At 43.1% G+C, this 20673-nt stretch carries 18 protein-coding genes; 8 read left to right on the top strand and 10 right to left on the bottom strand.

Annotated elements, in window-relative coordinates; translation table 11 throughout:
• Nucleotides 1-50: 50 nt before the first annotated feature.
• From L6E24_RS06645 to L6E24_RS06625, 5 genes are all read right to left on the bottom strand, one after another.
• Nucleotides 51-1187, bottom strand: coding sequence for a pyridoxal phosphate-dependent aminotransferase (locus L6E24_RS06645; protein ID WP_257743914.1), 1137 nt, complete (start codon nt 1185-1187; stop codon nt 51-53).
• 30 nt (nt 1188-1217) lie between these two features.
• Nucleotides 1218-1625, bottom strand: a complete 408-nt coding sequence (gene ribH, locus L6E24_RS06640; protein WP_004076844.1) for a 6,7-dimethyl-8-ribityllumazine synthase — start codon at nt 1623-1625, stop codon at nt 1218-1220.
• A gap of 44 nt (nt 1626-1669) precedes the next feature.
• A complete protein-coding gene (gene ribC, locus L6E24_RS06635; protein ID WP_257743913.1) occupies nt 1670-2131 on the bottom strand; it encodes a riboflavin synthase in 462 nt (153 codons plus the stop codon).
• A 14-nt stretch (nt 2132-2145) separates the two neighbouring features.
• The gene (locus tag L6E24_RS06630) at nt 2146-3276 is read right to left on the bottom strand and encodes a pyridoxal-phosphate-dependent aminotransferase family protein (protein ID WP_257743912.1); all 1131 of its coding nucleotides are present in this window, start codon (nt 3274-3276) and stop codon (nt 2146-2148) included.
• Between the two features lie 551 nt (nt 3277-3827).
• A complete protein-coding gene (locus tag L6E24_RS06625; protein ID WP_257743911.1) occupies nt 3828-4484 on the bottom strand; it encodes an HAD family hydrolase in 657 nt (218 codons plus the stop codon).
• A 114-nt stretch (nt 4485-4598) separates the two neighbouring features.
• Between L6E24_RS06625 and purE the strand changes: the two genes are divergently transcribed.
• The gene (gene purE / locus L6E24_RS06620; RefSeq protein WP_257743910.1) at nt 4599-4994 is read left to right on the top strand and encodes a 5-(carboxyamino)imidazole ribonucleotide mutase; all 396 of its coding nucleotides are present in this window, start codon (nt 4599-4601) and stop codon (nt 4992-4994) included.
• A 40-nt stretch (nt 4995-5034) separates the two neighbouring features.
• Here purE and thiC read toward each other — a convergent pair whose 3' ends face one another.
• On the bottom strand, nt 5035-6303 hold the full coding sequence (thiC, locus tag L6E24_RS06615; protein ID WP_257743909.1) for a phosphomethylpyrimidine synthase ThiC: 1269 nt from the start codon (nt 6301-6303) through the stop codon (nt 5035-5037).
• Between the two features lie 39 nt (nt 6304-6342).
• Between thiC and L6E24_RS06610 the strand changes: the two genes are divergently transcribed.
• From L6E24_RS06610 to L6E24_RS06595, 4 genes are all read left to right on the top strand, one after another.
• Nucleotides 6343-6939, top strand: a complete 597-nt coding sequence (locus L6E24_RS06610) for an MBL fold metallo-hydrolase (RefSeq protein WP_257743908.1) — start codon at nt 6343-6345, stop codon at nt 6937-6939.
• Entirely contained in the window at nt 6939-7406 is a 468-nt protein-coding gene (locus L6E24_RS06605) for a GIY-YIG nuclease family protein (protein ID WP_257743907.1), read from the top strand. Before L6E24_RS06610 ends, L6E24_RS06605 begins: the two co-directional genes overlap by 1 nt.
• A gap of 138 nt (nt 7407-7544) precedes the next feature.
• A complete protein-coding gene (locus tag L6E24_RS06600) occupies nt 7545-8117 on the top strand; it encodes a flavodoxin family protein (RefSeq protein WP_257743906.1) in 573 nt (190 codons plus the stop codon).
• Nucleotides 8118-8248: 131 nt separating this feature from the next.
• Entirely contained in the window at nt 8249-12352 is a 4104-nt protein-coding gene (locus L6E24_RS06595) for a tetratricopeptide repeat protein (RefSeq protein WP_257743905.1), read from the top strand.
• A gap of 303 nt (nt 12353-12655) precedes the next feature.
• Here the strand turns inward: L6E24_RS06595 and L6E24_RS06590 are convergent, their stop codons facing one another.
• The gene (locus tag L6E24_RS06590; protein ID WP_257743904.1) at nt 12656-13207 is read right to left on the bottom strand and encodes a hypothetical protein; all 552 of its coding nucleotides are present in this window, start codon (nt 13205-13207) and stop codon (nt 12656-12658) included.
• 20 nt (nt 13208-13227) lie between these two features.
• On the bottom strand, nt 13228-13587 hold the full coding sequence (locus tag L6E24_RS06585; RefSeq protein WP_257743903.1) for a tetratricopeptide repeat protein: 360 nt from the start codon (nt 13585-13587) through the stop codon (nt 13228-13230).
• Nucleotides 13588-14293: 706 nt separating this feature from the next.
• Here L6E24_RS06585 and recQ point away from each other — a divergent pair.
• Nucleotides 14294-16492 carry a DNA helicase RecQ gene (gene recQ, locus L6E24_RS06580; RefSeq protein WP_308219153.1) on the top strand — a complete coding sequence of 733 codons (2199 nt, stop codon included), beginning with the start codon at nt 14294-14296 and terminating at the stop codon, nt 16490-16492.
• Between the two features lie 91 nt (nt 16493-16583).
• Here the strand turns inward: recQ and cofH are convergent, their stop codons facing one another.
• Together cofH and L6E24_RS06570 are read right to left on the bottom strand one after the other, a co-directional pair.
• A complete protein-coding gene (gene cofH / locus L6E24_RS06575; protein ID WP_257743902.1) occupies nt 16584-17675 on the bottom strand; it encodes a 5-amino-6-(D-ribitylamino)uracil--L-tyrosine 4-hydroxyphenyl transferase CofH in 1092 nt (363 codons plus the stop codon).
• On the bottom strand, nt 17672-18373 hold the full coding sequence (locus L6E24_RS06570; RefSeq protein ID WP_257743901.1) for a S24/S26 family peptidase: 702 nt from the start codon (nt 18371-18373) through the stop codon (nt 17672-17674). The genes cofH and L6E24_RS06570 overlap by 4 nt, the downstream gene beginning before the upstream one ends.
• A gap of 645 nt (nt 18374-19018) precedes the next feature.
• On the opposite strand from L6E24_RS06570, the gene L6E24_RS06565 reads away from it, so the two are divergent.
• Both L6E24_RS06565 and tnpB read left to right on the top strand, forming a co-directional pair.
• Nucleotides 19019-19384, top strand: a complete 366-nt coding sequence (locus L6E24_RS06565; protein WP_257743900.1) for a tyrosine-type recombinase/integrase — start codon at nt 19019-19021, stop codon at nt 19382-19384.
• Nucleotides 19385-19486: 102 nt separating this feature from the next.
• Entirely contained in the window at nt 19487-20599 is a 1113-nt protein-coding gene (tnpB, locus tag L6E24_RS06560; RefSeq protein WP_257743899.1) for an IS200/IS605 family element RNA-guided endonuclease TnpB, read from the top strand.
• Nucleotides 20600-20673: the final 74 nt, after the last annotated feature.

Below are 20673 nucleotides of genomic sequence, written 5' to 3'. Positions count from 1 at the left end.
TTTTTCCCGGAATTTTATATGATCTGTTTTTCCCTCTGATTGCTCTGTGTTTAATCAGATAATTCTGAAATACGTCTCATTGCCTCGCGCAGCCTGTCAGTTCCGGCAGCGTATGAGAGTCGAATCCATCCTGGTGTGTTAAAGGCCGTGCCCGGAGTTGCTGCGACATGTGCCTCATCAAGCCATCTTGCGGCAACCTCTGTGTCATTGCCTCCTGTATTTACATAGGCATAAAATGCACCCTCTGCCGGAGCTGTTCTCATCCCCATATCTGAAAGTGCACCTGTGATATACTTTCTCCGGCTGTCAAACTCCTGCCTCATACTCTCAACACAGGACTGATCGCCTTTCAGTGCGGCAACAGCACCCCACATCGCAAATGTGGTAGGGTGGCTTATTGTATGCTGCTGGATCTTTGTCATTGGTCTTATGATTTCGTCCGGTGCCGAGGCGTATCCTATTCTCCAGCCAGTCATTGCGTACGCCTTTGAAAAACCGTTTACGGTTATTGTCCTCTCGTACATATCGCCGAGTGATGCCACTGAGATATGCTCCTTTCCGTAGATCAGTTTTTCATAAATCTCATCCGCAAGTGCGATTATGTCATTATCCTCACATATGTCTTTGATGAGACTGAGTGAATCTGAATTGAGAACTGATCCTGCCGGGTTTGAAGGAGTGTTGAAGATTAACATCCTTGTTTTTGGTGTAATCTTTTCCAGAACGTCATCTTTTAACTGGAAGTGTACATCGTCCAAAGGGTGGTGTACAGGTTTTCCGTCGGCAAGCATGACAATCGGGTCATATGATACCCATGATGGATCAAGTATCAGGACTTCATCTCCGGGATTTATACATGCCTGTACTCCCTCATAGATGGTATCCTTTGCACCGCAGGAGACTATGATATTCTCAGGTGAGGTGGGAATTCTGTTCTCAGTCTTCAGTTTGTCTGAGATTGCAGAGCATAGTTCCGGAATGCCTCTGCTCGATTCATAGTGGGTTTTTCCCTCTTTTAAGGCATTTATGCATGCCTCGGTGATATGGCCGGGAGTATCAAAGTCAGGTTCGCCTATTGAGAGGGAGATTACATCTATGCCCTCCTTTTTCATGCGGCGGGCCTTGTCCGTAATCTCGATCGTTGCCGATGGGGGTAATCCCTGAATTTTTTCAGAGAGTTTTCTCATAATTAATTAACACCAGAAAAAAAGAATTAATTATTTAAGTCTCTGTACGAGCTTTATTGCAGATTCAACAGCACGCTTTGCGTAGTCGATTCTCTGTGTTGCTTCAAGTCTTGTCATGCCAGGACCTGAAATTCCGAGTGCGACCGGCTTGTCATATTCGAGTGAGAGATCAATGATCTTTCTTGCCGCATGTTGGACTACAATTTCATCATGGCTTGTTGCACCTTCGATGACACATCCGATTGTTACAACAGCGTCAATATTGTCATCTTTGAGGAGTTTCTTGATTGCAAGGGGCATGTCATATGCTCCCGGAACGTAGATCCTGTCAACAATCTCCGCACCGAGGAACTTTGCGTGCTCCTCTCCCTCAATCTCCATCATATATGTAAGGTCACGGTTGAATTCCGCAACTACGAATCCTAGTTTTATTGTCATTTCAAATCCTCTTATTGATTATATTCTGATATAGCTATAATACCCTACCTTCGTGCCGGGCCGGCATCGTCAAAGCCCTGCCTCTGACCTGTGCCGGCCTCTTTTACAAGGGCCTCAGGGTACAGTACCAGCTTAACTGCATTGACTGCATGCTCTCTTGTTCTTCTCTCTGCAAGCCATGCAAGTTCATTTTCGTTTTTTGCCTCGTCCTCGTGGACAAAAACCTCAATGATATGGGTATTTGTCATAAGTTGTGCCTTAATCAGTCCCTGTGAAGCTTCATGGGCACACATCTTATCCTTATCAACGCCTCCGGGCATGCCGAGTGCCATTACAATATCGCACGCCCTCTCCTCTATCATCTTTTTGCAGGCGACAGGGAGGTCTTTCACTCCGGGGACTGTGATTCTCTCAACAGCAACACTTGCATGCCTTCTGATCTCATCCACTGCCATTGCACCCATGTTAACACGGGAGAAGGTTGTGTCCACAATTCCGATCTTCATAATTAATTCCTGACTTATATCTTCAGAACATCTGCGGCGGCTTCTGTACCTGAACTCTCAACTTTATATCCAAGTTCACGAAGAGCTTTTTCAGCAGCAGCGATAACCGAAAGAACCTCAGGTATGCCGGTTGCGCCCATTGTGCCTATACGGAATATTTTGCCCTTGATGTGATCCTGCCCGCCGGAGATCTCAATGCCGTACTTCTTAACCGCTCCCCTGAAGTCACTGTCGCTTATTCCGTCAGGATATGATATTGCGGTTGCAGTGTTTGAGTAGGAATGGAATTTATCAGGCTTTGCAAAGAGTTCAAGCCCCCATGCCTGTGCAGCCGCACGCACAGCCTCTGCCATATTTCTGTGGCGTGCAATCCTCTTTTCAAGTCCTTCCTCTTCAATTATACTGCATGCCTCGCGCATTGCAAAGAAGAGCGGTACTGCGGGTGTGAACGGGGTCTGATCCTTTGCCGCACTCTTTTTGTATGCCGCAAGGTCGAGGTAAAACGGCCTCTTCTCTGCGAGATTCTCCCATGCCTTCTCTGATGCGGATACTGCGGAAAGACCTGCCGGCGCAGCGAGGCATTTCTGTGACCCTACAACTGTAACATCAGCGCCCCACTTATCTGCAAGCACCTCATCGCCTGCAATGGAAGTGATCCCGTCCATAATAAAGAGCGCATCATGCTTTCTGCACAGCCTTCCAACCTCTTCAGCCGGATTTTTGATTGCTGCGGATGTCTCGTTGTGAACAAGTGTTACAGCCTCTGTGCCCTCCTCAAGCGCTTTCTCAAGCTCTTCGAGAGGAAGCGGTGTTCCCCAGTCAGATTTAAGTTCTGTGGCCTCTTCTGCATAGATCTCACTGATCTTAAAGAGTCTGTCGCCGAACTTGCCGTTTACAAGTGAAGATACCTTCTTTCCGGCGCAGAAGTTTGCAACCGATGCCTCCATTGCAGCAGTGCCTGAACCGGAGATTACCATTATGTCATTCTCCGTTCCAAACATTGGTTTTAACATTCTGTTTAAATCTTTCAGGCATTCAGCGAACTCGGCGCCGCGGTGGTTTATCGACTGTCTTGCCATTGCCATCCTGACACGCTGAGGCATCGGGACAGGGCCTGGCATCATGAGAAGTGTTTCGTCCTGCATAATAAATCAGTTGTAATAACGTTTTCAGTTAAAGACAATTTATTATGTCGATTAATGATCAAAAAAAGTCTTAAAAATTCCGGTGGATTCCGGGATAGTTGCCGGAATTTTTCCGGTGGGTAAAATCACCGGCATATGTCAAATATGGAAAAAAATCTGATTGTATTCCGGCTTATGATAATAAGCCGCTGTATGCAATTTGCCTCAATTTCTCTGTAATTCGACTCAGAAATGCTGCCTGGTCAAACATCACTAAACCTCTCCTCTTATTATATTTACTTCGGCCATTTCTTCTGTTGGGGACTATGGCCGGATAAATAGTCTGTATTTATGTTAAAAAAGGTATTTATGAACTACTTTTGTTTGGCTATTATTTCTGTCTGGATCTAAATATGAAATATTATTTCGTTGAATTGCTGTGGTTGGCTGATACTTTCTGAACTGAAATTTAAGGGTTCTCCTGGATTCCTGATATTTCAGGTCAGTGGAGACTAAGGCTGAATCTGGCCATAATTGCTAAATTATGACCTGAGTCTGGGCTTTTGAATTGTTCAGAGCATATATGCCTTTATATACATCTCAAAATCCTTCATGTCCTCCACAATTTTCTCGACATCCGGCAGCCCTGTAATCGTATCCGGAATCTTATCACACACCCTGCCGATAAACCTTATTCTGTTGTCAACAGCAGCTTTCCAGTCATTCTTAGCATCACCGATGAATACTGTGTTCTCCGGTTTTGCGCCTGTATCCTCAAGAATTTTTCTGATATGTGACGCTTTTGTCTCCGGCGACCCAAATACCCCCCTGAAATATCTGTTAATGCCCTTCTCCTTTACAATTTCTCTTATCTCATCCTGCGGTGTTGCAGATACCACATACAGCGGAATTTTACCCGTAATTCCGGAGAGGAACTCTTCTGCCCCTGATACAAACGGGCTGTTTATCACCTCATTTTTCACAATCTTCTCAAAACTCTCAGATAACTCCTTCATCTTCTCCTCAGTAAGTTCTTTATCGAGGATTTCTGTGTAGATATGCCTGAACTTATCAAACCTTGGCATCCCGCCGTTCTTAAGGTGATAGTCGATTATTTTCCTGAGATCTTCTGGTTTTTCCCCGGAAAAAAGCTTACTGAATGCTTTTGTCTTTGCAGAGACTGATTCAAGGATAACTCCGTCAAAATCGAGTATTATCAGGTCAATCATTGAATCATGTTTTATCTGACATACTAATAATATAATCCTTCATGCTCACTTCGGGACTGTTGCATGAAATTTTGTCCATAAAAGATTAATTAAAAGAGATTCATTATGATCTGTATGTCTTTGATCTCCATTATATCCGGATCTGCATCTGATGAACAGATTGTTGAGAAGACAACCCGTGTACTTGATGAAGCCGGTATTGATTATGATTATCAGATTTTATCTGCGCACAGAAATCCCGATGAACTTGATGACTATGTGAAGAGTTCTGACTCACTTGTATTCATCTGTATAGCCGGGCTTTCTGCGGCCCTTCCGGGAGTTGTTGCCTCAAAAACCAATAAGCCTGTGATTGGTGTGCCAGTATCGGGCACTCTTGGCGGACTTGATGCCCTGCTCTCAATTGTGCAGATGCCGCGTGGTGTCCCCGTCGGCTGTGTCGGTATTGACAATGGTGCAAATGCGGCACATCTGGCAGTTAAGATTCTTGCAGTTGCAGGCAGGCTGTAGCCAGCCGGATGTCTGGTAAAATAAGTATTGAATTCCGGAATTAATTCCGGTTTTCCAGACATTCTTTCAGTATTTTTATTGCGCAGAGATCACCGCACATTGAGCAGGTCTCAGTCTCACCGTCTCTGTCATGGATGCTTCTGGCATAGTCTCCATATACTGCATGTGAAAACTGTGCATTCCAGTCAAGATTTCTCCGGGCAAAAGCCATACCCGTCTCACCTTTGTCAAACCATTTATCTCCTTTTCGTCCGCGATCTCCTACATGGGCAGCGAGTTTTGCAACCCTTGTGCCTTCCCTGATATCATCAATATCCGGAAGAGCAAGGTGCTCTGAAGGGGAGACCATGCAGAGGAAGTCTGCGCCGCTCATAGCTGCGATTGAACCGCCTATTGCCCCTGATACATGGTCATATCCGGGGAATATGTCAGTGACAAGAGGGCCGAGGAGGTATAATGGCGCATTCCCGGTGACCTCTTTGATAAACCTGACATTGTAGTCTATCTGGTCTATCGGGATGTGCCCCGGACCTTCAATTATGCGCTGTACCCCTGCCTCAAGTGCTCTCTGTGAGAGATCGCCGAGTGTCAGGTACTCCGTTGACTTTGCCCGTCTTCCGGCATCTATGACTGCTCCCGGTCTCATGCCGTCTCCAAGTGAGATTATCGTCTCATTTTCAGCCAGAATTTCAAGCAGATAGTCATATTCGGAATATAGGGGGTTCTCCTCACCTGTTGTGGCTATAATTGCGGTATGAAATGCTCCTCCCCTTGAGACTACACCGGTCACCCTTGGATCCTTCCTGAGTGATTCATATGACTCCTTATTGACGCCGCAGTGAAGAGTGAGGAAGTCAACTCCTTCTTTGCAGTGCTCCCTGATTATACTGAATAAGAGGTCAGGGGTTACGTCAAGTGCATTACCTGCACGTTTAACTGCTTCATATATGGGCACTGTTCCGGTCGTTGCGTTAAGAGTGAGGATCTTTTTTCTGATCTCTTTTAAGTCTCCTCCGGTGGAGAGATCCATAATAGCATCCGCACCCTCTGCTATTGCGCACGCTGCTTTATTATATTCATATTCCGGGTCGCATCTTGCCCCTGATGTCCCTATATTTACATTGACTTTTACAGTGCAGCCTTCCCCTATTGCTATCGGGTCGTGCTCCCTTGCAGGATTTGCCGGTACTACTGCCTTTCCTTTAGCTATCGCCAATGCGAGTTCTTTCCCGTCAATACCCTCCTTTTGTGCTGCCCTGGCAATAATGTCGGGCACTACGGAGTTGCATTTTTTTACAAGAGTACTCATGGATATACTTTAGTCCTGATTAATTTAAACAATAATTGCATGACAGTTGAGTGGATCAGAGGTACAGGATATTATGCCAATTCATATGTGTATGAAAATGTTCTCTTCGATGCCGGAATTCTGCCCGATCAGATCTCCGGTTATTGGGATGTAATAGATACAATCATACTTACGCACTGCCATTACGATCACATTGCCCATGTAAGAGAGATTAAGGCACTTACAGGCGGGAAAGTCTGCATACATTCTCTGGATGTCTCCGGACTTACGGAAGGCCACAGAAACCTGTCAATGATGTTTGGGGAGAGAAGTCCGGGAATAACTCCTGACAGAGTCCTGAATGACGGTGATTATATATCCGGGATTAAGATTATTCACACCCCCGGCCACACTCCCGGCGGTATATGTGGTTATATCGAAGAAGAGAAAGCCCTTATATCCGGAGATACCGTCTTTACAGACGGAGGTTATGGCAGATGTGACTTTCCGGGCGGAAGCGCAGAGGATCTTGAGAGATCCATAGATAAATTACGCAGTTATGATGTTGAGGGTCTCTATCCGGGGCATGGCATTCCGGTACAGTCCAACGGTAACGGGCATATTCTCTCTGCTCTGAAGATGATCAGACTGTGCTGATGTCAGATTCACTGTTCTCTGAAAAGCTCTGTGGAAAGGGGATATACTGCCTTATCTTCCAAAACAGCCCTTCCTGCGTTGCTGTCGGCAGTCTTGGAGAGATTACATTTAATTCCGGGTGGCACATCTATGTCGGATCTGCACTTGGTCCCGGAGGCCTTAAGAGAGCTGTGAGGCATTCTGGGATCAACCGGAGAAAGTGTGGTAGTCTGAGGTGGCATGTCGATTATATCTCTGCATCGCCGGATTTCTCTCTTAAATTCATTGTGGCTGCAAATACCTCTGAAAGAAGGGAATGTGAGGTTGCCGGAAATATCGGTGGAGATTGTGTCATAAATTTCGGGTGCAGTGACTGCCGGTGCGGTTCGCATCTCTTTTACCGGGAAGAATCTCCTCTTTCTGAAGTACATGAGGCGTTTGAAAGGGCCGGGCTCATTCCTTTTACGGTTGCAATCCAATCTGAATAGAATTATGTTTCTGCTGTAATTTTCCGGTTTTTTGTATGGATTTTACGTCCGGAATTTTGAAGGTACCTGATGATCAGACATTATGCTTCTAATTTTCTTGAAGACAAATATCAAATAATTTAAAGTCGTGTTTTTATTATGAAGGTACTTGGTATTTCTGGAAGTATGCGTAATCAGGGCAATACTGCAATGCTTATCAAGAGGATTCTGGCACATATCCAGGCAGAAGGGTGTTCTGAGATTGATACGGAGTTTGTCACTCTTGCAGGCAAGGATATTAAACCCTGCATCGGATGTGAACTGTGCAGGGATAAGAAGTGGTGTGTCAGGGGTGGAGACTGGGACGAAATAGCTGAAAAAGTTATGGACTGTGATGTTTTGATCATTGGTGCACCTACTTACTTTTATGATGTAAACGGGCAGACCAAAAATTTTATAGACCGGACATATTCTCTTTATCATGACCGGAAACTTGGGGGTAAAAATGCTGTCGTTGTTGCTGTCTGTGCTGATCGTGGATGTGAAAGAACCCTTGAAACACTTGAAGGTTTTGTAAATACCCATAACTTTTCATCACTTGGTTATATCTCCGGCAGGGGATTTGGTGAGGGTGAAGTCCTAAAAGATGAACATGCTGTTAAAAAAGCTATTGATATAGCTGAAAAAATACTGAAACTTCTTTCCAATACACATCGTGAAGGAAAGAGATAATTTTTTTATAACAGACAATAATTTTTTATTATCTCCTCTTCAATTCTATTCTGATTCTATATAGGCAGTTACCCCGATTGATAAAACATTGTGGTCAATGTATGTTGCCTATCAATATATTGAGGTAGAGGATGGCAAAAATTAATATTGAAAGATACTTTGAAGAAAATAACGGTATGTTATTTCCTGCGGAGTTTACGATAAGTCTTGATAGTTCTGATCAGGGGCTTATGGATGAGATATCCGTTGATTATAATCTGCTTACTGTTGAACCTGGTCAGGATAAAATCATTGTTTCACTGCCATCCAAACGTTCAATGATTGAAGGGGCTGCGGATCAGATCAATGATCTCATTGACAGGATAAGACTGTCCTGGGAAAATGCCGGAGATAATATAGGCTCTGCTGAGAATGATAATTTTTCCGGTGAATATTCTCCTGGTTCTGAGTATGCTGAAGACTATCAGCTGATTTATGATTATTCCGGTTCTGACTTAATAAGTAAGCTTGAGCCGGAGAAGAGTTCATTGCGTGATCGTTTAAGTTTTAAATCCTCTTTCAGAGTCGGATCTGAGAGTTCCGGGGATGAAATTTCTGAAAATACTCAATCTGCCGGAGATAAACTTAATTTCCCTGTCCTGAAAAGAAGCAGCCCTCTAAGCCCTTCTGCGGATAATGTAGGTGATTCTGTCATGGCAGAAGAGACGGAGGGTCAGGATTTATCTCTTTCTATTGAATATGAAGATAAATCTCTTCTGCCGGTTGATGCTGAAGCATTTGGTTATGATGAATTATCTGATGATTCTGAGACTGATAATTTCCTCAACATTGATGAACTGACTGGTATTTCCGATTCTGAAGAATCCGGTAATGTTCCCCTGATTTCTGATGATGATCTCTTCAGAACAGATGTACCTTTGTCTGATTCCGAACAGGTTCTGCAGAATTCCGGGCTTGTTCTCCCCGATCTGCCGCCGGATGCCTCTGATTTCCTCTCCTCCGGAGTTTCTGATCCGCTTGATTCCTCTCTGCTATCTGAATTATCTTTTAATCCGGAGGATATATCTGATGATGATGAATTTATCCTTGATGACAGTTTATCTTCTGTTATCCCGGAGGATACTTTTTCCGGTGAATTTCCGGACGAATCTGCCGATGAAGACTTTTCTGATCTAAATGCTGCTCCGGGTGATGAATCACTATCCGAATCTGATGTGGATATGGGTGCAGAAGATTTCCTCCGGTCTGATAGTTATTTCGGTCAGGAATCTGGCGGGGCAGAGAGCTTAGTACTGCCTGATCTCCCGGACAGTGATTCTGAAGAACTTTCATCCGAAGTGTCCGACTCTGAAATAATATCCGGTTTAATTCCGGATATTGCAGATCTGGATGACCTCAGTACCTCTATTGATTTTGAAAGTTTTGAGGGTCTGGATGTATCTGGTGATGAGGTAGGGACTGATGCAGGTTTTGCTGATATTGCTGATGTCGGGGATATAGCCGATATTGCTGATATGGCTGTTGATGGTGGTGACATTGATCTGCCTGCTTTGCCTGAAGATTTCGATGATCCTGAGGCTTTTGATAATTTTGAAGGCATTGAAAGTTTTGAAAACTTTGAGGGTCTGGATGTATCTGGTGATGAGGTAGGGACTGATGCAGGTTTTGCTGATATGGCTGATGTCGGGGATATAGCCGATATTGCTGATATGGCTGTTGATGGTGGTGACATTGATCTGCCTGCTCTCCCCAGTGATTTCGATGATCCCGGGTCTTTTGATAATTTTGAAGGCATTGAAAGTTTTGAAGACTTTGAGGTTCTGGATGTATCTGGTGGTGAAGTAGAGGCTGATTCAGGTTTTGCTGATATGGCTGATGTCGGGGATATAGCCGATATTGCTGATGTGGCTGTTGATGGTGGTGACATTGATCTGCACGCTCTCCCCAGTGATTTCGATGATCCCGGGGCTTTTGATGATTTTGAAGGCTTTGAAGATTTGGATGTGTCAGTTGATTTTGAGGGGGCTGATGCAGGCTCTGCTGATGTAGATTCTGATTCTCTATTGCCGGATTTCTCTGATGATTTTACAGATAGTGAAGGTTCGTCTGAATCGTCTGATACAGAATTTATTGTGGAAGAATCCGGAGGCGAAACCGGCCTTTCAGTGTTACCTGAACTGTCAGATTCTGATAATACTGCTGTTGAAGGTTTTTCCGGGGATAAAGTGGAATATTTCCGGAATCTGACTGAAAAGAATCCTTCGGACCCTTCCGGGTGGTCCGGGCTTGGGAGTGTCCTTGCAAAAAGAGGCATGACTGAGGAGGCCGAATATGCCTTTACTCAGGCGGTAAATCTGGACTCTGGTGATGAAGATGCCTTAACAGGTCTCTTTTACATCTTTAAAGGGAAGAAATCCTATAGTGAAGCAGTTGAATTTATCAATGTTTTAATCCGGAAGAAGCCATGGGATTCCTCATTATTGTATGATAAGGCGATTGTTGAAGAGATGGCTGGCAATAATGACGTTGCAGAGCGTGAGCTTAAAAAAGCCGTCATCCTTGACCATGAAAACACTCTTGCGTGGGCTAAACTGGCACTTCTTCTCATCAAAAGAGGCAGAAATGATGAGGCCCTTGAATGCTATAGTGAGCTTACAAAATTAAAACCCGGAGTATCTGAAGTCTGGTACTCAAAAGGGCTTGTTCTCAAATCCCTTCTGAGAAATGATGAGGCTTTGTCATCATTTGAGAAGTGCCTTGAGATTAATCCGTCAGACAACGATGCACTGAAGGAGAAGGCAGGAATTTTACTGGCTGAGGGAAATTACAGTGAAGCTGTGCAGGAGTATGAAAATGCTGTAAAGTCTGACCCCAAATCCATATGGGCTTTATTCGGGCTTGCCTCATCATATGAGAAATCCGGGCATAATGAAAAAGCTGTAAATATTTACGATAAAATACTGGAGATAAATCCGGCTGAGGTGTCTGCCCTTGAGAACAAGGCTGAGCTACTTCTCAAAAGCCATTTATTTGCTGAAGCAAAGGACGCTTATGTCAGCATATCTTCACTTGAACCGGACAATCCTGAAATCTGGCTGACCATTGCAAAACTATCTGAAAACAGCGGCCAGTTTGACGAGTCAATGCTGGCCTATAACCGTGCACTTAAACTGGACCCAACCAGTCAGGATGGTCTGCGCGGCAGAATTCGTGTACTTGTCTCTCAGGGAAAATATGAGGAAGCACTTCCGGACTACAACTTTCTGATCATTCAGAATCCTTCGGACGCTTCTCTCATAGCTGATAAGGCAATAGCCTGCATCAGAACAGGAATGCCTGATGAGGCTATAGTACTTTACAATGCTGCATTAAACCTTGACAGGAAAAACACCAAAATTCTGATGGAACTGATTGATCTTCTCACCTCCCTTGGACGGCTTGAAGAAGCTCTGCCTGTGTATGACAGGCTGATCTCCCTTATGCCTGAAGAGACTGATCTATTGCTTTCAAAGGGACTTATTCTGGCTGGGGTAAAGAGGCACCGTGAGGCTGTAAGCTGTTTTAACCGTGTACTTGCTAAAAAGCGGGATGACCCTGAGGTTATGCTTAATCTCGGAATATCCCTGCTCTGCCTCGGTGAAAAGGAGAAAGCACTTAGATGCTATAAAAAGTCACTTGAGGCTAATCCTGAGTTTGGAAACCGGTGGCTTGAATCCGGAATCAATGCAGCTTCTTTCCTGATGGCAAAAGAAGTGGTTATCCCTCCTTCTCCTGAAAGTTACAGGCCTAAAAGGGATTCCGCAGAAAGGCGGGATATGTCTGAGAGTAAACCGGATCTTTCTGTTCGTGGTCATGATTATCCTTACGATATCTCCGAAGATGACCTTGATAAATATGCGCGGGAGTTATCAGATGGTAAAATTTCGTCTGAAAGATCAGTACCCAGAAGTCATTCTATAAGATTTGAGGAAGATAAAGAGAAGGACCCCAATGAACTGGTACGGAAGGGCATTGAACTTACAAAGTCCGGCTTTTATGATATTGCGGAAAAATCACTGCTTCAGGCTCTTGTTATTGATGATTACAATGAATCCGGATATTTTTCACTTGGGGTGCTTTATGGTAAAACTGCCAGATTTGCTGAGGCAATTGACTGCTTTGAGAAGGTTCTGATGATTAATCCATCCAATAAAAAGGCCGGCCGTGGAATAATTATGGCCAGAAATAAGATCTGATTTTTAAAAGCGTAGCGTAAATCCCCCTGGTCTTTATCCAAGGGGATGTAAGCGACATATATAAATATTAATCTTACATCTTTGGGACGCGGGGAAGGACCTGTGGACTTGCGAACAATGGTTCGAGGTATGAAGCAGGAAGCCTCTGGGTCTTTAGCCCGGAAGTAGTTCACATGCTGTATTTTATAACTGAGGTCTGAACTGAGAATAGATCTCAGAAATCTGATGATGGTACTAAAAAATTATTTGTTCCGGTATTTTATCCGGTTATTATATGACTGAATGCTCAGTAAAATAGATTTATTATTTCCGGAAGAACCATCTTCTTTTCTTTGGCTTATTTTCATCTTCTTCCAGATCTCTGATCTCTTCCATCTCCTTTTTCCCCTCAAGTGCCGGCCTTATGGCAGACTGCAGGGCAACAGAATGTGCCGCCGCCTGCGCCTGAAGGTGCTCTATCATATGATTGAGATCTTTAATCCTCTCATCCCTGTCAAGAAGTATCTGGTCAGTCATTGTCATACTCATTGACTCTATCCTTGCGATCTCTTCTTTTAAGTCATCTATTCTCTGGGTTTTCTCTTCAAGGAATTTGCTGTATGTCTCTTTCAGTTCGGTCTGGTGATTAATCTCTTTTTTCAGGGAGATAATTTCATTATCTTTTTCTTTGAGCGAATTCTGCAGTTTATCGTGTTCTTCCGGGATCTTTGCCGGACTGCTTTCTGAATTTTCTCCGGATTCAAGTGCTTTTCTGCATGCGGCAATCATCCATTTTTCTTTTGTAATACCTTCTTCTTTTGCTGCAGTTGTAATTCCGGATGCAAGTTCATCATCTATTGTTATTGTAGCTCTCATCAGTCTGTCACCGGCTATTATTATTTGTCAAGGGAAATTTTAAGGTTTAATTTTATTGCGGGATTTTCAGGGTCAATCTCACGTGCTTTATTTAAGCAGACTTTGGCCTCATCGGTTTTGTTCATTTTTGCAAGTGCTACCCCTTTATTGTTCAGTGCTGCTGCATTTTCAGGATTGATTCTGATGGACTCATCAAAACTCCTGACGGCCTCTTCGGGATTTCCTATATGAAAAAGGGACAGTCCACGCCTGAACCAGATCTCTGCATCTTCTGTTTCGAGCGTAACTGCTTTATCAAAGCATTTGAGTGCTCTTTCGTATAGTTCTGCCTCTGAGAGTGCCACTCCTTTTTTGTACCAGTATCTGACGCCGACTTTCATTTAAAAATCCCGAGTTATTGCATGAGGAATAACTGAACTACTCTAATCCATTATTATTTAAAAAATATCTCTATTAACTGTTTGGTAAATATTTTCTTGTTGTTATTGTAATTATAATTAATTATCTCTGCTTCTCCTGTTTTTTTAATCATCTCTATGGGTCTGAATACATAATATCTCCAGTTATGTGGGTTATATTGTGTATTTGGGTATAATTCCTCTATTGTTCTGTATTTTGCTTAAACTTTCTATGTAGTGGATGTTTTGTATGATTTATCCATTCTGTTATCTGGTGATGCATATCGTATGTGTCTGCTCTCTGCTATGGATTATGTAAATGGAATGTCCGTTATTATGGAGAAGGATATAGACAGGTTCAGAATTTCTGGCAGGAGATGAGGGGCCGGCGTTTTACCCGGTCCAAAATATTCCTGTGATATACTCATATGAAACATTTGTTTCCTCCAACATCTGTGAACCCGCTGGCTCATGAATGACTATCTTAAATTTGTCTCTGTTCGGGCAGAGTCATATTTTTCAGTGGCGTAATCTCTGAAACAGATAATCTGGGTTTAGATTGGCTGTTAATCTAATTTTTGCTTGATTATTATTATTCGTAACTGATTTTTCAGACAGTGCCCTATGATATGAACCTTAATTTTTCCGGAGATCCAAACGTGTACAGGTTAATGAGTTTTATGTCTGAATCCTGGAGTGTGCCGGTATAAGCAGCAGTTCCCGGAGGTGTTATCTCTTAAAGAAGCATTTTGGCTATGATTCCCTCTATCCCTATCAGGAAGAGATTATTGATGCTGTAATGTCCGGCAGGGATGTACTTGGCGTAGTTGCAACAGGGGGTGGCAAGTCGATCTGCTATCAGCTCCCGGCACTGCTCTCAGATGGTATGGGGGTTGTCATCTCTCCGCTGATCTCTCTTATGAAGGACCAGACAGATTCCCTCCGGAAGAGTGGAATTTATGCCGAGTCATTCAACAGCAGTCTTGATATCCGGGATTATGGGCGGATTTCAGCTGATGCCGGACGGGGGGAAATCGATCTGTTATATGTCTCGCCCGAAAAGATGGCCTCACACTCATTCAGAAAACTTCTTAAAAATGCGAAGATCTCACTTTTTGCTGTGGATGAAGCTCACTGCATCTCACAGTGGGGCCATGAGTTCAGGCCGGAATACCGGCAGCTTAACCTGATCAAAAAGGAATTTCCGGGTGTGCCTGTCATTGCACTCACTGCAACTGCGAATCCGGCGGTGAGGGATGATATCCTCCGGCAGCTTAAGTTAACAGATCCTTTCATCCATATTGGCAGTTTCAGGAGAAGCAATCTGAATTATGAAGTGAGGGAGAAGGTGGATGTTCTGGGGCAGATTCTCTCGTATATCAGACGGAAGAAAGGTGAGAGTGGCATTATATACTGCTCCGGCAGGAATTCAGTTGAAAATCTGGCAAAGAAGCTGAATTCGTATGGCGTCTATTCCCTGCCTTATCATGCAGGTCTGCCAAAGGATGAAAGGACAAGGACACAGGAGAAGTTCATCAAAGGCGTGGTCTCTGTCGTAGTTGCCACTGTAGCTTTCGGCATGGGAATTAACAAGTCTGATGTCAGGTATGTGCTGCACTATGACCTTCCGCCAAATCTTGAGAGATATTATCAGGAGACAGGGCGTGCCGGAAGGGATGGTGAAGCTTCAGACTGCATACTGTTCTACAGCAGGGGGGATCTGGTTAAGGCTGAGTATTTCATCGGAAAGATGCAGAGTGCGAAGCAGAAGAGGGTTGCAAGGGAAAAGCTCGATGTAATGACTGAGTTCTGTGAGTCTGAGAGATGCCGGGTCTTATATATGCTGAAGTACTTCGGAGAGGCAGCAACAGAGAGGTGCGGGCGTTGTGACAACTGCATAAATCCTCCTGAATATATTGACGGACGGGAAGTGGCAGGACTTATTCTTGACTGTGTGATGGAAGCCGGAACCCCGTATGGTTCTACCCATATCTCCGATATAATCCGTGGCTCAAAATCGAAGAAGGTTAAGGGGAGGGGCCATGACAGCCTGAGGGCCTTTGGAAGCGGAAAGAATTATTCGAGGCAGGAGTTATCCTCTTTTATAAATCAGATGATAAGTTCGGGTATTCTGTGCAGGACCGGGAAGAAATACCCGGTAATCTCTTCAGGAGAGAGGGTTAATGATTTTCTCTCCGGAAATCTCTCAGTCAGGTTTAAAGTAGCCGGGAAGAAAGGTAAGGGCAGAAAGAGATCTCCTGCTCCACCGTCCGGGGCTGAAGAGGCCCCTGCTCTTTCCGCTGATGATGAGATTCTGCTGGATAAGCTGAAGTCTCTCAGGAAGGAGATCTCGCAGGATAAGGGTATAATGCCCTGTCTAATCCTCTCAAACTCTGTCCTTTCAGCAATGGTCAGGAACAGGCCGGCTGATATCTCCGGTCTTAAAGAGATAAAGGGAATCGGGGATGTGAAGGCTCAGAATTACGGCAGGCAGTTTCTCAAACTGATTAATTCATCTATTTCCACAGATTCGGATAATGCTGCCCGGATTTCTCCTGATGCTTCTGAAAAGAGTGCCACTCATTTGAAATCTGCTGAAGTTACGCTTGAATTTTTCAGGGGCGGCTATACTCTGGCAGAGATTGCAGAGGAGAGGGGACTGAATCCTGATATTGTATCACTTCATATTGCAGATATGATAGAGTCTGGTGAGGTGATTGATCTGGGGGATATTCTGCCCTATAGGAAGGTAGAGTTAATCTCTGATAAAATTCTTCTCAGTCCCGGAAGCGGGATTAAGGATATTGTGAATTGTTCTGATCTCTGCATCACTGCCAGTGAGGTGCGTATAGTCAGGGCAGAACTAAGAAGGCTTGGCAGAATCTGAATTTATCTGCCGGGTTTTTGTCTGGTGCATTAAGGTTCATCAAAAGTGATCTGCTTTAATGATCGGGAAAAATATTATTTGGAATTTTCTCTTAGATCAGATTATATTTTGTATCTCTCTGCCTGAGTTTCCGGCCTGCATCCTCTGCGATTCTTTTCATCTCAGCGGGGTCCAGGTAATCGGAGTCTTCTCCTCCGGCTTCAACTGAGACTGAATCCATAAACATTGTGCCGCCGAAGTCGTTTGCTCCTGCCATAAGGGCGAGCTGTGTGAATTTGTTTCCTAATTTTCCCCAGGCGACCTGCACATTGTCAAAGTTGTCCAGAAAGAGCCTTGATACTGCAAACATCAGTATGTCTTCCCTTCCGGTTGCTCCTGCGGGTGTAAGCCCTCTCTCGTAGAGTTTTGTATTTTTATGGAGGAATGGAAGGGTTACAAGCTCTGTAAAGCCGCCTGTTTCATCCTGTATATCCCGTAGTACTCCAAGGTGTTCTGCCCGGTCTGATCCATTATCAACTGTGCCATACATTATGGTTGCTGTTGATTTCATTCCCATATGATGGGCTTCCTTGATGATCCTCACCCATTCTGATGTTGAGAGTTTAAGCGGGCAGATTATCTTTCTTATATCATCTACAAGAATCTCTGCGGCAGTGCCCTGTAATGTTCCTATTCCTGCGTCACGGAATATTTCCAGGACTTCTTCTGTTGATATATTGCTTTTGTCTGCACAGTGGATTATCTCATCCGGACTCATGGCATGTATGTCCACATCCGGGATGACATGGTGGATTGTTCTGATTATATCTGCACATCTTTCAGTGTCAAAGTCCGGATGAACGCCTGACAGGAGGCAGACTTCGGTGACATCCCTCTCTTTTGCGAGCATTGCGCCTCTGATCATATCCTCAGTGCTGAAGATGAAGGCATCCTGTGAGTTTTTCGGCTTCCCGAATCCGCAGAAGCCGCAGAGGTTTTTGCATATGTTTGTTATATGAATGTTCTGGTTTCTGACATATGTTACCGTATCTCCGACCTTCTCCTCACGCAGCCTGTCTGCTGCTGATACGATCTCCCATACATCTCTGCCCTTTACCTTAAAGAGCTGTTCTGCTTCTGTCACTGTAAGGCGGTGGCCTTCAAGGGTATCCTCAAGGAGTGTTTTCAGGTTCTTCTGGTTCATTTCTTATCTCTCCTGTCTGATCGTATGTACAGTTCATGCACAACCATTATCAGAATTAATATTATAGCAAATTCCACTATGTGCAGGGGGGCATATCCAATTAATGGTATTGAAAAGAGTGCTTTTCCGACAATCCATTCCTTCTTAACCGGCATTATCTGTCCTATTCCTGATATGCCACTTAACTGGTCGGCTATCTGGTTGTTGTCCCCTTTTGTTATATAACCGCTGCCTGTATTTCCTTCATACCATTCGACAGCCCTGTGGATGATGGGGTGAACAGATTCATCGCCGTTTGGTTTGTAGATGATCACATCACCATAGACTGTTCTGCCCTGAAGGTCGGGTTCGCTGTTGAACTTACCATAGCCAGTTACAGTTCCGTCCATCCAGGTCTGAAGTTCTCCGAACCTGTCTTCTTCCACAACAAAGATGAGGTCTCCTATATTCATATTGGGGACCATACTCTCCGATTCTACGGCTACCACTGCCGGCCATGTGCCTGAGAAGAGAAATAATCCTGCCGCTATAACTCCAACAACAACAACTACCCAGAGAATGTCTCTTATTGTGCTTTTTACAGGATCTTCACTCTTTAAAAATGAGTCAAGATGCCCACGCAGATTATTATTTTTCTCGTCCGGGATATTTGTATTATTTTTTTGATTATTTTTCCGGGTTTTTCCCATATTATTCATGAAGTTTTTATTCCGGTGATTAATAGAGTTATGCCTCTATTTTATTCCGGTTAAGAAAATCCGGAATCCGGGTTTACAAAACAAGCATAAAGCCCCTTGGTCTTTAGCCCAGAGGTAGTTCACTTATTATGTCAAATTATGAGTATGTCAGCCCTGGTGTTTTGCCGGATATAGATCCTGTTAATCTTAATCATCTTGAGAACTATCGCCGGAGAATGATCCTTTATGGTAAAAACCGGAGACTGTCAGAACTCATATCTGGAGAATATACCATTTTTTAAAATTTACCGGATTTAATGATTTTAAGGTTGCAGGGAAGGAAGAACTTGAAGAATATTATTTCTCTATCCCAAGTTTGACACTTGTTCAAAAATCTATTTTACACCCACAAAATATCCAAAAAAGCCGGAATTGTATATGACAGTTGACCAAATTTAAGGGTAAAATGGGAGTTTTATTTTTAGAATGTTCATGTCATATTAAATCTAAGCTCAAATTAAGGATATTTTGAGAGATTATTCTGCAAAAGTATGCAACTGTCAAATTCTTTTTTGCCACAAATGGGTGGAAATACATGAACTGTCAAACTTAGGCTCTATTCTCAATGTCAAAAGTGAATCCACAATATACGGTGAAGTGTAGTCTTTGAAATTATTCTGTGATTTTATTCAGCCTGATAAGAGGAAAGATTACTTTTCTGATATTAAGCCCCGGAGGCCTAAAGTCCCGCCAAAAGATCACATAACCTGTGAAGATATTGATCTGATTCTTGGTGTTATTGAGAATCTCAGGGATAAGGTTCTCCTTAATTTTATGTTTGAGACCGGAGCAAGAAGGAGTGAGATTGTTAATGTCCGGATAAAGGATGTTAGAATCCATCTGAACTATGGTGAAGTCTTTCTCAGGGGTAAGGCGGGTGAGAGGATGGTTGAGTTCATAAACAGCATTCCTGATGTTCAGGAATGGTTTAGGCATCACAAATTCAATAAAGATCCTGATGCGCCTTTATAAGATTAGCGTAAAACCCCTTGGTCTTTAGCCAAGGGGATGTAAGCGACAATATAATATAACTAACGTAAAGTATTTAATATGTTAGGTTTAACTATTATATGCATGTTAATTGCTTACAAATTTAGAATGTATCCAAAAAAATATCAAATTGAAAAATTTGAACAACATTTTGGTGCTTGTAGATTTGTATATAATTTTGCACTTGAAATAAAGATAAAATCTTATGAAACTGATGGAAAATCAGTATCGAGATTTGTTTTAAACAAGATGCTTCCGGAACTAAAACAAGAAAATGAATGGTTAAAGGAAGTTAATTCACAATCTCTTCAGGGAGCCACATTACATCTCGATAATGCTTTTACTAGATTTTTTAGAGAGAAAAAAGGATTTCCTAAATTTAAATCACGAAAAAATCCAGTTCAGTCATTTTCTGTTCCTCAAGGGTATTTTGTTAATCTTGATCGGAATTTTGTTAAGTTACCTAAAATCGGGGTTGTTAAAACAATATTTCATAGACAGTTTAATGGAGATCTAAAGACTGCAACTGTTTCCCGGAATAACGCAGGAAAATATTTCATAAGTATTCTTGTTGATGACGGTATAGAGTATCCCAAAACTAAAATATTTAATGCCAGTACTACAATTGGTCTTGATGTAGGTATAAAGGACTTTGTCGTTACATCAGAAGGCAGGAAATACGACAATCCAAAGTTCTTGAAAAATTCAGAAACACGGTTAAAAGTTCTTCAGAGAAGGCTTAGCCGGAAAAAGAAAGGTTCTTCAAATTTCAAGAAAGCAAAATTACAATTAGCCAAAAAACATGAAAAAGTAAGTAATCAACGCAATGATTTTCAGCATAAAATCTCTTTTCGATTTGTAAGCGAGAACCAAGCAATAGCAGTTGAAACATTGAAAGTTGAAAATTTACTTAAAAATCATAAATTAGCAAAAAGTATCTCTGATGTCGGATGGTCTGCTTTTTTTGAAAAATTAAAATATAAAGCAGAAAGATATGGTAAGACCATATTGCAGATAGGACAGTTTGAACCATCTACAAAGATTTGTAGCAATTGTGGGTATTACAACTCTGAAATGACTTTGTCAGTAAGGGACTGGGTTTGTCCTGACTGTGGAATGCATCACGACAGAGATATAAATGCTGCAATAAATATCAGGAAATTTGCTCTTGATAGACAGAATCTAATTGGAATATAATATCTTTACACCCTTGGAACGAGGGGAAGGGCCTGTGGACTTGTGGAGGTTGCTCCGAGGTATGAAGCAGGAAG

The organism is Methanoplanus endosymbiosus (assembly GCF_024662215.1).
Classification (GTDB): Archaea; Halobacteriota; Methanomicrobia; order Methanomicrobiales; family Methanomicrobiaceae; genus Methanoplanus; species Methanoplanus endosymbiosus.
The sequence above is the reverse complement of the archived record's forward strand: the minus strand, read 5'-3'. Positions and strand labels throughout refer to the sequence as shown.